Source organism: Pseudomonas sp. BO3-4 (assembly GCF_034044115.1).
GTDB classification, from domain to species: Bacteria; Pseudomonadota; Gammaproteobacteria; order Pseudomonadales; family Pseudomonadaceae; genus Aquipseudomonas; species Aquipseudomonas alloputida.
Map to the genome: position 1 here is coordinate 4,792,516 of NZ_CP139018.1, position 13,664 is coordinate 4,806,179.

A 13,664-nucleotide genomic window follows, 5' to 3' on the forward strand; every position below is an offset into this window, starting at 1 on the left:
AGGTGCAGCGCCGTATTTGAAGGCGGTGCAGATTCCGTAGGAGCGGGATTGCCCGCGAAGAGGCCGACACAGGCAGCAAAGGGTTGTCAGGCCAAAGCCAGCTCCACCGCCTCCCCCTTCAACCGCACCGGCCACACCCGCAACCTCTGCCCGGCATCCTCCAGGCACTCCCCACTCAGCAGGCTGAAGTGCTGCTTGTAGAGCGGCGCTGCCACCACCAGCTCACCTTGCACACTGCCCACCAGCCCGCGGCCGATGATGTTGGCGCCGGAGCGTGGGTCGCGGTTGTCCACTGCGTACAGCGGCTGGGCCTGCCCCGGCAGGTAGAACAACGCCACCTGGGCCCCATCGAACCAAACCACGACGCCGGAGTCGGCCACCAGATCTTGTGCCTGGCACACCGTCTGCCAGTTTTCTTGCGTGTTCACAGCAGCATTGGCCAGGTTCATCAGACAGCCTCCTCGACAGTGGGTATCAGGTGCAATGGCGCAGCAGGCCGGCGTTGCTCGCGTTCGCGCACGAAGTGCACGTCCGGGTCAGCACGGCGGTCGTTGACGAAGGTGCGGAAGCGCTTGAGCTTCTCCGGGTCGTTGAGGGCATTGGCCCACTCGCATTCATACTGGTCGACCACCTGCTGCATCTGCGCTTCCAGCTCATTGGCCAGGCCCAGGCTGTCGTCGATGATCACCTGCTTCAGGTAGTCCAGCCCGCCTTCCAGGTTTTCACGCCACACCGAGGTGCGCTGCAGCTTGTCGGCCGTGCGGATGTAGAACATCAGCACGCGGTCGATCAGGCGTACCAGGGTTTCGTCGTCCAGGTCGGTGGCGAACAGCTCGGCATGCCGCGGGCGCATGCCGCCGTTGCCGCACACGTACAGGTTCCAGCCCTTGTCGGTGGCGATAACGCCGATGTCCTTGCTCTGCGCCTCGGCGCATTCACGGGTGCAACCCGATACCGCGAACTTGAGCTTGTGGGGGCTGCGCAGGCCCTTGTAGCGGTCTTCCAGGCGCAGGGCCATGGCGACACTGTCCTGCACGCCGTAGCGGCACCAGGTACTCCCCACGCACGACTTCACCGTGCGGGTCGACTTGCCGTAGGCGTGCCCGGTTTCGAAACCGGCCTCGATCAGTTCGCCCCAGATCAGCGGCAGCTCGTGCAACTGGGCGCCGAACAGGTCGATGCGCTGGCCACCGGTGATCTTGGTGTACAGGTCGTATTTCTTGGCCACCTGGCCGATGACGATGAGCTTGTCGGGGGTTATTTCACCACCGGGAATGCGCGGTACCACCGAATAGGTGCCGTTTTTCTGCATGTTGGCCATGAAGGTGTCGTTGGTGTCCTGCAGCGGTACCAGTGCCGGGTCCATGATCGGCTGGTTCCAGCACGAGGCGAGAATGTTGCCCACCGCCGGCTTGCAGATGTCACACCCCAGATCGCCCTTGCCATGGCGCTCGAGCAGTTCACTGAAGGTGCGGATACCCTCCACCCGCACCAACCCGTACAGCTCCTGCCGGGTGTAGGCAAAGTGCTCGCACAGGCTCTTGTCCACCGCCACGCCGCGGGCCGTCAGTTCGTGCTCGAAGACTTGCTTGAGCAGGGCCGCGCAACCGCCGCAGCCGGTCGCGGCCTTGGTGCAGCCCTTGACCGCAGCCAAGTCGCTACAGCCACTGTCGATCGCGGCGCACACCGCCCCCTTGCTGACGTTGTGGCAGGAGCAGATGGTCGCGCTGTCGGGCAGCGCATCGGCGCCCAAGGCCGGCGCACCACCGCCTTGCGGCAGGATCAGCGCTGCCGGGTCGGCCGGCAGGGCGATGCCGTTCTGGGCGTACTGCAACAGGGTGTCGTAATAGCTGTTGTCACCGACCAGCACCGCGCCGAGCACGTGCTTGCCGCTGGCATCCACCACCAAACGGCGGTAAGCGCTGTTGGCTTCATCGATGAAGCGATAGCTGCGCGCGCCGGGCGTGGCACCGTGGGCGTCGCCGATCGAACCGACATCCACCCCCAGCAGCTTGAGCTTGGTCGACATGTCGGCGCCGGTGAACGCCACCGCCGCCTCGCCCATCAGCAGCCCAGCCAGGTTGCGCGCCATGCTGTAGCCCGGGGCGACCAGGCCGAACACGCTGCCGTTCCACGAGGCGCACTCGCCGATGGCGAAGATGCGTGGGTCGCTGCTGCGGCAGTGGTTATCGATGACCACGCCACCGCGCGCGGCGATGTCCAGGCCGCAACCCCGGCCCAGTGCATCCTGTGGGCGGATACCGGCGGAGAACACGATCAGGTCGGTTTCCAGGTGCTCACCGCCGTCGAAGTTCATGCGGTAGCGGTAGGTTTCACCGGCACTGACCGACTGGGTGGCGCGCGCCAGGTGCACCCCCACACCCAGCGCTTCGATCTGCGCCTTCAACGCGGCACCGCCCTCGCCGTCCAGCTGCACCGGCATCAGCCGTGGGGCGAATTCCACCACGTGGGCTTCCAGCCCCAGCGACTTGAGGGCATTGGCCGCTTCCAGGCCAAGCAGGCCACCGCCGACCACCACCCCTCGGCGGGCACCGGCTGCGGCAGCACGAATGCCATCGAGGTCGTCCAGGGTGCGGTAGACCAGGCGGGCATTGTCGCTGGAGCCTTCGATCGGCGGTACGAAGGGATAGGAGCCGGTGGCCAGCACCAGTTGGTCGTAGCCATAGCGACCTTCGGCAGTGACGACTTCGCGGCGCTCACGGTCGATCTCCAGCACGGCCTCACCCAGGTGCAGGTGCACGCCATTGGCGTCGTAGAAATCGTGCTCACACAGGGCCAGGGTTTCGGCACAGCTGCCGCCGAAGTATTCGGACAGGTGCACGCGGTCATACGCGCGTTGGCGCTCTTCGCCGAATACCCGCACCTCGAAGCGCTGCAGGGCGCCGCGACTGACCAGTTGTTCGACGCAATGGTGGCCGACCATGCCGTTGCCGACGATGACCAGTCGCTCTCGTTGCCCGCTGCTCGCTGTTGCCTTCATAAGCCGATCCTCGATCAAAAAAAAAGCGCCTGGAGCCGAAGCTCCAGGCGCCTTTGCCTGTATTCATCACGGTAGGGGGCCCGGTTGATCGCCGTTGATCAGTGGGCTTTGTTGTATCCAAGGTTAAGCAGGGAGCGTGCCAATTGGGTTGCCTGGGTTGCCTGGGTTGCCTGTGTCGGCCTCTTCGCGGGTAAACCCGCTCCTACACTTGCGCTGGGCGCGCCCAGCCAATGCACATTCAAGGTGCACAACACCCCATCTTGGAGCACGTCAGTACACATCGCGCCGATAACGCCTGGCCTTGCTCAAGCCTTCGACATAAGCCGCCGCCGCCGCCGCATCCATCCGGCCATGCTCGGCGACGATTACCCGCAACGCCGCATCCACATCCCTGGCCATACGCTGCGCATCGCCACACACATAGAAATACGCCCCCGCCTCCAGCCACTGCCACAACAGCGCACCCTGCTCAAGCATGCGCTGCTGCACATAGATCTTCTCGGCCTGGTCCCGCGAGAACGCCGTGTTCAGCCGCAGGTGCCCCGCCGCCTGCCAGGCCTGCAACTGCTCCTGGTAATAGAAATCGGTCGCTGCGTACTGCTCACCGAAGAACAGCCAATTGTCGCCTTTTGCCCCCCGTGCCTCTCGCTCCTCGAGGAACGCACGGAACGGTGCAATGCCAGTACCAGGGCCCACCATGATCACCGGCACGCTGTCGTCCTCGGGCAAGCGGAAGTGCTTCGACACCTGCGGGAAGATCGCCACTTTCTGCACCTGCGCACGGTCGGCAAGGAAGCTTGAGCACACGCCTTTACGTTCGCCATAACGCACCGTCGATACCGTCAGATGCACCTGGCCTGGGTGCGCCAGCGGGCTGGAACTGATCGAATAGAGCCGCGGCTGCAATGGCTTGAGCAGTTCCAGCCAGCTGGCCAGCGGCAACTGCTGGGGGAAAGCGCGCAGCACATCGACCAGCTGCCGGCCCCACAGCCAATCTTGCAGCTCGGCCTTGCATTCAGGCTGCAGCAAGCGCTGCAGGTCAGGCGCATTGCTGGCAAATGCCTGCAGTTGTTGCGCAGTGACCTTGGCAATTTCCAGGTGTGTTTGCAGGGCTTCGGCCAATGGCATGGCGCAATGACCTTTAAGCTCGACCATCGCCTGGCCATCGAGCTGCATCAGTGTCAGCAGCTCTTCTACCAGGGCCGGGCAGTTGCGCGGCCATACGCCCAAGGCATCGCCGGCAGCATAACTGAAGCCGCTGCCGCCCAGGTCGAAGACCAGCTGGCGGGTTTCCTTGCTGGCGCCGGGGCCATTGAGCAGGCGGTTTTCCAGTACGGTGGCCATCCAGGGTTGCTGCTTGCTGAAGGCCGATACGGGTGCAGGTTCACTCGCCGGTTGTGGCGCCGCAGTGCTGTCCAGTGCAGGTAATAACGCTTCGAGCCAACTGGCAAAGGCTTCGTCGAAGTCTGGCTCGCAGTCCACCCGTTGCAGCAGGCGCTGCCCTCCCAGCTCGGCCAGGCGCTGGTCGAGCTTGCGGCCAAAACCGCAGAACTGGTCGTAACTGGAGTCGCCCAAGGCCAGTACGGCATAGGGCAGCCCGGCGCAGTGGGCGCCCTCCTCGCCCTGCAAGGCCTGCCAGAATGCCGCGCCGCTGTCGGGCGCGTCGCCATCGCCAAAGGTGCTGGCGATCAACACCACACTGGCAACACCCTGCAGCTGGCTTGGGCTGACCGCCTCCAGACAGCTGAGTTGCACGCTCAGACCAGCATCGCGCAGGCGCGCGGCGCAGCGTTCGGCCAGTTGCTCACCATTGCCGGTCTGCGAGGCCCACAGCACCTGATGCCATGGCGCGGCCTGTGCCGCGATGGGCGCAGTTGCAGGCTGGGCGAACAGCCCGGCCAGCAAACCGTCGACAAACAAACGACGACTGGCAGCCAGCGGCGCACTGGCCGGCAGGCGGGGTACGCCCTCGGCGCGGGCCTGGTCCAGGCCCAGCAGGAAACCTTGCAGGTAATGACGCTCTTCTTCGGCCAGCACCGGAACCGGCAGGGTGTGCAGGCCAAGCAGACGGGACAGGGTGGCGGTCGGCATGCGGACAGGCTCTACAGTGGCAGTGTTCAGATCAAGGGCGTCGATGCGCTCGCCTGCGACCCGCTCCAGGGCTACGGCGCAGTGTTTGAAGGCAGGCTGCAGCGACAGCGGGTCGACCGCATCGCAGGTCGCGGCATTGATCGCCAATTGCTCGCCGATCAGGTCATTCCAGTGAAACGGCGCAAAGCAGTTGCCCGGCATGACCCGGTCACTGATGCGCGCCGGCAACACGGCGTGCCCCCGGCGTGAGCGAACGGCTACCTGGTCCTTTTCAGCGACACCCAGCCGGGCGGCATCCTCGGGGTGAATCTCGAGGTAGGGGCCGGGCTCCAGCTTGTTCAGTGCCGGCACCTTGCCGGTCTTGGTCAACGTGTGCCATTGGTGCTGCACACGGCCAGTGTTAAGCACCATGGGGTAGTCATCGTCCGGCACTTCCGCTGCCGGCAACCAGGGCCGCGCAAAGAAGCGCGCCTTGCCGCTGGCGGTGGGAAAGGCCAGTGCCGGCCGCCTACCCCGGGCATCGAGCAGGAGCGCCTGGCTGCTGCCGTCGTTGAGGTAGCGCAGCGGGCTACGATGCTGCTCGCTGCCCGGTGCACAAGGCCACTGGCGCGGCTGTGTCCGCAATTCGGCATAGCCGATACCGCGCAGGTCATAACCGGTAACAGGGTTGTGGAAGCGGCGTATTTCCTCATACACCGCTTCGGCATTGGGGTAGTCGAAGGCGTCGGCATAGCCCATGGCACACGCCACGCGGGCAATGATCTGCCAGTCCGGCAAGCTTTGCCCGGGGGGCTCGACAGCGCGTGGCATCAGGGTCAGGTTGCGCTCGCTGTTGATCATCACACCCTCACCTTCGGCCCACAGCGCGGCCGGCAGCAGGATGTCGGCGTAACGGTTGGTTTCGGTGTCGAGGAAGGCGTCCTGGGTAATGACCAGTTCGGCCTTGCGCAGGCCGTCGATCACTTGCTGGCGGTTGGCGACACTGGCCACCGGGTTGCTGCAGATGACCCAGCAGGCTTTCACTTCACCGGCTTTCATCTGCCCGAACAGCGCCACCGTACCCTCGCCGCCCTCGCTGCGCAGGCTGCCGGGTGGCAGTTGCCACTGCCGTTCGACGAACGCGCGGTCATCTTCCACCAACGCTGAGCGCTGGCCTGGCAAGCCGGGGCCCATGTAGCCCATGTCGCGGCCGCCCATGGCATTGGGTTGGCCGGTCAGCGAGAACGGGCCGCTACCGGGGCGGCAGATGGCACCCGTGGCCAAGTGCAGGTTACAGATGGCGTTGCTGTGCCAGGTGCCGTGAATGCTCTGGTTCAAGCCCATGGTCCAGCAGCTCATCCAGTTGTTGGCGCTGCCGATCCATTCGGCGGCCTTGATGATATCGGCCTCGGCCAGCCCGGTGATGGCGGCGACGCGCTCGGGGGTATAGTCGTCGAGGAAGGCCGGCAGTTCGTCCCAGCCTTCGGTGTGGCGGGCGATGAAATCGGGGTTGGTGTGGCCGTTGCGATGCAGCAGGTGCAAAAGGCCGTTGAGCAAGGCCATGTCACTGCCGGGGCGCACCTGCAGAAACAGGTCGGCCTTGTCGGCGGTTGCGCTGCGCCGCGGGTCGACGACGATCAGCCTGGCGCCGGCCTTGACCCGATCAAGCAGGCGCAGGAACAAGATCGGGTGGCAGTCGGCCATGTTGGCGCCGATCACCAGAAATACGTCGGCGTGCTCGAAGTCCTGGTAACTGCCAGGTGGGCCATCGGCGCCAAGCGACAGCTTGTAGCCACTGCTGGCGCTGGCCATGCACAGGCGCGAGTTGGACTCGATGTGGCGCGTACGGATAAAGCCCTTGGCCAACTTGTTGGCCAGGTACTGGGCCTCCAGCGACATTTGCCCGGACACGTAGAGCGCCACGGCATCCGGGCCGTGCTGGTCGATGATGCTGCGCAGACGCTCGGCGGTGGCAGCGATGGCCTGGTCCATGCTGGTGCGCACTGGCGGCTGGCTGCGTTGCTGGCGCACATAGGCGTCGGCCATGCGCCCGCTGGCACTCAGAGGCAGGTGTGCGGTGAGGCCTTTGGTGCATAGGCGGCCAAAGTTGCTCGGGTGCAGCTTGTCACCGCTGATCTTGCCGACCTTGCCATCGGCAACGCTCATGACGATGCCGCAGCCCACGCCGCAGTAGGGGCAGACGCTGCGTACTTCGCTGTTGGCCATGGGCGGGCTCCTGTGGAAAACGCAAAAAGGCGCCGGCTGCCCCGGCATGCAGATGCAAGCGGGGCAACACGGCGCCTTTGTCGTGAAGTGGTGAGGGCTGTCGACGTTGATAGCCCGGGATGAGGGTAGATCAGCAATTTATGGGCCAGCTATACCGGCCCTTTCGCGGGCATGCCCGCTCCCACAGGGATATCGCAAGGCCTGAGGGCGGCGCCGTACCTGTGGGAGCGGGCGTGCCCGCGAAGAGGCCTGCACAGGTTACGCACCATGCAGTGGCAAGCCGGTACCCGCTGGCGCTATGCTGGGGCAATTTCCAGCATGAGCAACTGCCCTCCTCCCATGTCCCAGGTGATCCTCAAGACCCCCGCCCAACTCGACCTGATGCGCCGCGCCGGCCAGCTACTGGCCCAGGTGTTCACCGAACTCGACAGCTTCATCCGCCCCGGCGTGACCACGATGCAGATCAACGACCGCGCCGAGGCGTTCATCGTCGATACGCTCAAGGCACGGCCAGCAAGCAAAGGCCAGTACGGTTTCCCTTACTCGCTCAATACGTCGGTGGACCACGTGGTATGCCACGGCATCCCCAAGGTCGATGAGGTGCTCAAGGAAGGCTCGATCATCAACGTCGACATCACGCTGGAACAGGGCGGCTACATTGCCGATTCGTCGAAGATGTATTGCATCGGCAAGATCAGCGAAGAAGCCCGGCACCTGGTCGACACCACCTATGACGCGTTGTGGAAAGGCATCGAGCAGGTGCGCCCTGGGGCAACGCTGGGCGATATCGGCCATGCCGTGCAGGCCCATGCCGAGGCGGCGGGTTACAGCGTGGTGCGCGAGTATTGCGGCCACGGTATTGGCCAGCAGATGCATGAAGGGCCAGAGGTGCTGCACATTGGCCAGCGCGGCATGGGCATGAAGCTGAAACCGGGGATGGTGTTTACCATCGAACCGATGATCAACCAGGGTGGCCGCGGCACGCGCGAGTTGAAGGATGGCTGGACGGTGATCACCCGGGACCACAGCTTGTCGGCGCAGTGGGAGCATACCGTGGCGGTGACTGAGGGTGGGTATGAGGTGCTGACATTGCGGGAGGAGGAACGTCGTGGCTGAAGCTGCGGCAAACGCGTGCAGGTAGGGGTACAAAATGCAGGCACAAAAAAAGCGACCCTAGGGTCGCTTTCTTTGTTACTTCCGGGTGTTCAGTGGGCCCTGGAAGTGGAATATGGCGCAGCGGACGGGACTCGAACCCGCGACCCCCGGCGTGACAGGCCGGTATTCTAACCGACTGAACTACCGCTGCGCTATACATCGAGTGGTGGGTGATGACGGGATCGAACCGCCGACCCTCTGCTTGTAAGGCAGATGCTCTCCCGGCTGAGCTAATCACCCATGTCTCTCGGTGTGGCGCGCATTCTACGGGCGACTTGGCGCTCTGGCAAGCACTTATCGAAGTTTTTTCACACTTCGGTCAAACACCAAAAAACAGGCACAAAAAAAGCGACCCTAAGGTCGCTTTCTTTGTTACTTCCGGGTGTTCAGTGGGCCCTGGAAGTGGAATATGGCGCAGCGGACGGGACTCGAACCCGCGACCCCCGGCGTGACAGGCCGGTATTCTAACCGACTGAACTACCGCTGCGCTATACATCGAGTGGTGGGTGATGACGGGATCGAACCGCCGACCCTCTGCTTGTAAGGCAGATGCTCTCCCGGCTGAGCTAATCACCCTTCGTCTCGGTGTGGCGCGCATTCTACGGAGCGCCCCGCACCCTGGCAAGCACTTTTTAAACTTTTTGCAAAAAAAACCTCAGGCCTTTCAAAGACCTAGCGTTGTCGGGCGATTCTTTCGTGCATAAGCCACTGCTGGCCCTCTGACAGGGCTGGCCTGAATTCACCGCTCGGAGAATAATGCCCGCCTTATGCATTAAGGAGAGATTGCCCCTCATGTGGTTCAAGAACCTGCTGACCTACCGCCTGACCCAGGAAGTTCCGTTCGAGCCTGAAGCGCTGGAAGCCGCCCTGGCCAGCAAACCGGCCCGCCCCTGCGCCAGCCAGGAGCTGACCACTTATGGTTTCGTCGCGCCGTTCGGCAAAGGCGAAGACGCTCCCCTGGTGCATGTCAGCGGCGAGTACCTGCTGATTGCCGCGCGCAAGGAAGAACGCATCCTGCCGAGCAGCGTGGTCAACGACGCGGTCAAGGAAAAGGTCGAAGAGATCGAGACCGAGCAAATGCGCAAGGTCTATAAAAAGGAACGCGACCAGATCAAGGACGAAATCATCCAGGCGTTCCTGCCGCGTGCGTTCATCCGCCGCTCGATGATCTTCGCTGCCATTGCCCCGCGCCTGGGCGTGATCCTGGTCAACTCGGCCAGCGCCAAGCGCGCCGAAGACCTGCTGTCGACCCTGCGTGAAGTGATGGGTTCGCTGCCCGTGCGCCCGGCCACGGTGAAGATTGCGCCGGTGGCCACCATGACCGACTGGGTCAAATCGCAGCAAGCCGCCGAAGGCTTCTATGTGCTGGACGAGTGCGAACTGCGCGACACCGCCGAAGATGGCGGTATCGTGCGCTGCAAGCGCCAGGACCTGACTGGCGAAGAGATCCAGCTGCACCTGAGCACTGGCAAAGTGGTGACCCAGCTGGCCCTGGCCTGGCAAGACAAGCTGTCGTTCATTCTCGACGACAAGATGGTCATCAAGCGCCTGAAGTTCGAAGAGCTGCTGCAGGAGCAGGCCGAGCAGGACGGTGGCGATGAGGCTGCGCAACAGTTCGACGCCAGCTTCCAGCTGATGATGATGACCTTTGCCGAATTCCTGCCGGTGCTGTTCGAGGCGCTGGGTGGTGAAGAGATTCCGCAAGGGGTCTGACGGGTATGAGATGCGGTGCTGGCCTGTTTTCTGCCAGCACCGGCCTCTTCGCGGGTAAACCCGCGCCTACGACGGCCTGCGCCCAATCACCAATGTGTGCCCACCACCAATTGTGTAGGAGCGGGTTTACCCGCGAATACGGTAGCGGCCGCAACGGTGAACGACGGGTGGAAATTGGCCAGCAGGCCCGACCTTGCCCGGAAGGCCGCAGACAGGCACCATGATGCCCACTGTGAGGACGACCTCACGACGCACCGCGTGACCATTCCGGGGACGGCCCCATCATTCAAACGATGGAGACACACTCATGTCCTGGATCATCCTGTTTTTCGCCGGCCTGTTCGAGGTTGGCTGGGCCGTCGGCCTCAAATACACCGACGGTTTCACTCGACCACTACCCACTGTCCTTACCGTCGGCGCCATGGTCATCAGCCTGGGCCTGCTGGGCCTGGCCATGAAGGAGTTGCCGCTGGGCACCGCCTATGCCATCTGGACCGGCGTAGGCGCAGTCGGTACGGTCATCGCCGGGATCATGCTGTTCGGCGAGTCCATGGCCCTGGTGCGGCTGGTCAGTGTGGCGCTGATCGTCTGCGGCCTCGTCGGCCTGAAAGTCAGCGCCAGCTAACCCCCTATCGCAGATGGCCGCGCAGGCGGCTGACCTGTTCGCGCAACACTTCAGGCTGCGCCGCCTCCACCGGGACGGCGGCGCCTGCCACGATGGTCACCCGCGACCACAGGCGCTTGAAGAAGCCCTTGGCCGGGTCGCGGCTGAAGAAGCTACCCCACAACCCCTGCAAGGCCAGCGGAATCACCGGTACCGGCGTTTCTTCGAGGATGCGGCTGACCCCACCCTTGAAAACATCGATTTCGCCATCGCCCGTCAGCTTGCCTTCCGGGAAGATGCACACCAGCTCGCCATCAGCCAGGTACTCGGCAATCCGCGCGAAGGCCCGCTCGTACGTCGCCTGGTCTTCGTTACGCCCGGCAATCGGGATGGCACCGGCAGTGCGAAACACGAAGTTGAGCACCGGCAGGTTGTAGATCTTGTAGTACATGACAAAGCGGATCGGCCGGCGTATGGCCCCGCCCAGCAGCAACGCATCGACGAACGACACGTGGTTGCACACCAGCAACGCTGCACCTTCGTCGGGGATGCGCTCGAGGTCTCGGTGCTGCACGCGGTACATCGAATGGCTGAGCAGCCAGATCAGGAAGCGCATGGTGAACTCGGGCACGATCCTGAAGATATAGGTGTTGACTGCGATATTGAGCAGCGACACCACCAGGAAAAGCTGCGGGATGCTCAGCTTGGCCACGCCTAGCAGGATGATGGTGAGCACCGCCGACACCACCATGAACAAGGCATTGAGGATGTTGTTGGCCGCGATCACCCTGGCGCGCTCGTCCTCGGCCGTGCGGGCCTGGATCAACGCATATAACGGCACGATGTAGAAGCCGCCGAAGACACCCAGGCCGACGATCGACAGCAAGATCCACCACGCCTGGCTCATGCCCAGCAGTGCCAGCCAGTCGTGCGGCGCTGCTGCAGCCGGTACATCACCGGAGTGCCACCACCACAGCAGGCCGAACAGGGTCAGGCCGAACGAGCCGAACGGCACCAGGCCGATTTCCACCTTGCGTCCACTGAGCCGCTCACACAGCAGCGAGCCCAGGGCAATGCCCACCGAGAACAGGGTCAGCACCAGGGTCACCACGGTGCCATCACCGTGCAGCCAATCCTTGGCATAGGCCGGGATCTGCGTGAGGTAGATGGCGCCGACAAACCAGAACCACGAGTTGCCGACGATCGAGCGCGACACCGCCGGCGGCTGGCCCAGGCCCATGCGCAAGATCACCCACGACTGCTTGAAGATGTTCCAGTCCAGCGGCATTTGCGGCGAGGCGGCAGCCGCCCGAGGGATCCAGCGGCTGGCGAGGTAGCCGAGTACCGCCGTGCCGACCACGCCACCGGCCACCACTGTTGCGTAGCTGTCGGCCGACATCATCACCCCCGCGCCGATGGTGCCGGCGAGGATGGCGAGGAAGGTGCCGGTTTCCACCAGCCCGTTACCGCCCACCAACTCTTCCTCGCGCAGGGCCTGCGGCAGGATCGAATACTTCACCGGGCCGAACAGCGCCGAGTGGGTCCCCATACCGAACAGCGCCACCAGCATCAGCCACAGATGGTTGGTGACAAAGCCCAGCGCACCAATCGCCATGATCACGATTTCGGCCAGTTTGATTGCACGGATCAGCGCATCCTTGGCGAACTTCTCGCCAAACTGCCCGCCCAGCGCCGAAAACAGGAAAAACGGCAGGATGAACAGCAAGGCACACAAGTTGACCCAGATCGATCGGTCACCATCGCCCAGGCTGAGCTTGAACAAAATCGCCAGGATCAGCGACTGCTTGAACAGGTTGTCGTTGAAGGCACCCAGCGACTGAGTGATGAAAAACGGCAGGAAACGCCGCTTGCCGAGCAAGGTGAATTGCGAAGAGTGACTCATCGTCCTTGGTCCTGAGGGCTTTTCAATTGGAGGCTCGCCAAGCGCGCCGGGCCACAAATCTGCATGGGAAATGCGCTGACTGGCAAGCACCGGCTCAGGCATGACCAAGCGAGATTGCGTTCAAGGACCTGCCAGCAGTTGCAGCACTGGCGCTACGTCACTCGAAGCCAAACAACGCCCGCGCGGTATCCACCATCAGTGCCTGACGCAACTGCGCTGAACACCCTAAGGCCTCGAACTGTTCGACAGCGGTACCGAAACTGACCTCCGACTCATGCTGGGTATGCGGCCAGTCACTGCCCCACATCAACCGCTCTGCGCCGTAATGGGCTTCCAGTGCGCACAGCGCCTGACGGGCGAATGCCAGGTTCTCTTCCGGCGAGCCCTGCAGCCTGTAGATGCCGGACACCTTCACCCACACCTTGCCCCGACCGCTCAGGGTCAGCAGTTCGGCAAACCCCGGCTGGCCCAGGCCAAGGCGGGCATCCGGGCGGCCGAAATGGTCAATCACGATGTCCAGCCCATAGGGCTGCAATGCCCGCACCAGCACTGGGATGTCCGCCACCTGACGGTGCAGTTCCACGTGCCAACCCTGCTCGCCGATGCGCTCCAGCAGGGGCCGCCACTGCGCGCCGGTCAGGTCAGGCATGTCTTGCCCCATGAGGTTGAGGCGTACCCCCCTGACTCCCAACCGGGCCATTTCCGCCAAGGTCGCCCGCTCGACCTCCCGCTCCAGCATCACCACCCCGCGCAGTTGCCCTGGCGCGGTCTGCAAGGCGCTGAGCAGGTAGCGGTTGTCAGTACCCAGGAAGCTGGGCTGGACCAGTACGCCATGGCTGCAACCATGGGCCCGCAGTTGGCCCAGGTAGTCGCCCAGCGGCGCATCGTAACTGGGCGCATAACGCCGCTGGCGGGCCAGGTTCAGCCCACGGCTGAACACGTGGGCGTGGCTGTCGATGGCAGTCAGGTGCAAAGCGGGTGCGTCGGGCATG

The 13,664-nt window shown here is 63.7% G+C and carries 8 protein-coding genes and 4 tRNA genes; 3 read left to right on the top strand and 9 right to left on the bottom strand.

Annotation, left to right across the window (positions count from 1 at the left end; translation table 11 throughout):
- Positions 1-86 precede the first annotated feature (86 nt).
- The 3 genes from nirD to REH59_RS22005 form a co-directional block, all read right to left on the bottom strand.
- The gene (gene nirD / locus REH59_RS21995) at positions 87-449 is read right to left on the bottom strand and encodes a nitrite reductase small subunit NirD (RefSeq protein ID WP_014861542.1); all 363 of its coding nucleotides are present in this window, start codon (positions 447-449) and stop codon (positions 87-89) included.
- Complete coding sequence (gene nirB / locus REH59_RS22000) at positions 449-3,001, bottom strand: nitrite reductase large subunit NirB (RefSeq protein ID WP_014861541.1); 2,553 nt, start codon at positions 2,999-3,001, stop codon at positions 449-451. Before nirB ends, nirD begins: the two co-directional genes overlap by 1 nt.
- 270 nt (positions 3,002-3,271) lie before the next feature.
- Complete coding sequence (locus REH59_RS22005; RefSeq protein WP_014861540.1) at positions 3,272-7,297, bottom strand: bifunctional nitrate reductase/sulfite reductase flavoprotein subunit alpha; 4,026 nt, start codon at positions 7,295-7,297, stop codon at positions 3,272-3,274.
- Between the two features lie 267 nt (positions 7,298-7,564).
- On the opposite strand from REH59_RS22005, the gene map reads away from it, so the two are divergent.
- Positions 7,565-8,413 (top strand): type I methionyl aminopeptidase, encoded by an 849-nt coding sequence (map, locus tag REH59_RS22010; RefSeq protein ID WP_014861539.1) that lies wholly within the window; start codon positions 7,565-7,567, stop codon positions 8,411-8,413.
- 113 nt (positions 8,414-8,526) lie between these two features.
- Here the strand turns inward: map and REH59_RS22015 are convergent.
- The 4 genes from REH59_RS22015 to REH59_RS22030 form a co-directional block, all read right to left on the bottom strand.
- Positions 8,527-8,603, bottom strand: a tRNA-Asp gene (locus REH59_RS22015).
- Positions 8,604-8,616: 13 nt separating this feature from the next.
- Positions 8,617-8,692: transfer RNA gene (locus tag REH59_RS22020), tRNA-Val, on the bottom strand.
- A 170-nt stretch (positions 8,693-8,862) separates the two neighbouring features.
- Positions 8,863-8,939: transfer RNA gene (locus REH59_RS22025), tRNA-Asp, on the bottom strand.
- A 13-nt stretch (positions 8,940-8,952) separates the two neighbouring features.
- A tRNA-Val gene (locus tag REH59_RS22030) sits at positions 8,953-9,028 on the bottom strand.
- A gap of 216 nt (positions 9,029-9,244) precedes the next feature.
- On the opposite strand from REH59_RS22030, the gene rdgC reads away from it, so the two are divergent.
- Both rdgC and sugE read left to right on the top strand, forming a co-directional pair.
- On the top strand, positions 9,245-10,165 hold the full coding sequence (gene rdgC / locus REH59_RS22035; protein ID WP_003252510.1) for a recombination-associated protein RdgC: 921 nt from the start codon (positions 9,245-9,247) through the stop codon (positions 10,163-10,165).
- Between the two features lie 307 nt (positions 10,166-10,472).
- A complete protein-coding gene (gene sugE / locus REH59_RS22040; protein ID WP_003252507.1) occupies positions 10,473-10,790 on the top strand; it encodes a quaternary ammonium compound efflux SMR transporter SugE in 318 nt (105 codons plus the stop codon).
- Positions 10,791-10,794: 4 nt separating this feature from the next.
- On the opposite strand, the gene REH59_RS22045 is transcribed toward sugE, so the two are convergent.
- Positions 10,795-12,672 (bottom strand): MFS transporter, encoded by a 1,878-nt coding sequence (locus REH59_RS22045; protein ID WP_004575312.1) that lies wholly within the window; start codon positions 12,670-12,672, stop codon positions 10,795-10,797.
- Positions 12,673-12,829: 157 nt separating this feature from the next.
- The gene (locus REH59_RS22050) at positions 12,830-13,663 is read right to left on the bottom strand and encodes an amidohydrolase family protein (protein ID WP_003252504.1); all 834 of its coding nucleotides are present in this window, start codon (positions 13,661-13,663) and stop codon (positions 12,830-12,832) included.
- Between the last annotated feature and the right edge of the window lies 1 nt (position 13,664).

What these genes read in the sequence shown, in the direction of transcription:
- nirB (WP_014861541.1), bottom strand. Translation starts at nt 3,001, where the DNA reads ATGAAGGCAACAGCGAGCAGCGGGCAACGAGAGCGACTGGTCATCGTC.
- map (WP_014861539.1), top strand. Translation starts at nt 7,565, where the DNA reads ATGCAGTGGCAAGCCGGTACCCGCTGGCGCTATGCTGGGGCAATTTCC.
- REH59_RS22050 (WP_003252504.1), bottom strand. Translation starts at nt 13,663, where the DNA reads ATGCCCGACGCACCCGCTTTGCACCTGACTGCCATCGACAGCCACGCC.
- rdgC (WP_003252510.1), top strand. Translation starts at nt 9,245, where the DNA reads ATGTGGTTCAAGAACCTGCTGACCTACCGCCTGACCCAGGAAGTTCCG.
- REH59_RS22045 (WP_004575312.1), bottom strand. Translation starts at nt 12,672, where the DNA reads ATGAGTCACTCTTCGCAATTCACCTTGCTCGGCAAGCGGCGTTTCCTG.
- sugE (WP_003252507.1), top strand. Translation starts at nt 10,473, where the DNA reads ATGTCCTGGATCATCCTGTTTTTCGCCGGCCTGTTCGAGGTTGGCTGG.
- REH59_RS22005 (WP_014861540.1), bottom strand. Translation starts at nt 7,297, where the DNA reads ATGGCCAACAGCGAAGTACGCAGCGTCTGCCCCTACTGCGGCGTGGGC.
- nirD (WP_014861542.1), bottom strand. Translation starts at nt 449, where the DNA reads ATGAACCTGGCCAATGCTGCTGTGAACACGCAAGAAAACTGGCAGACG.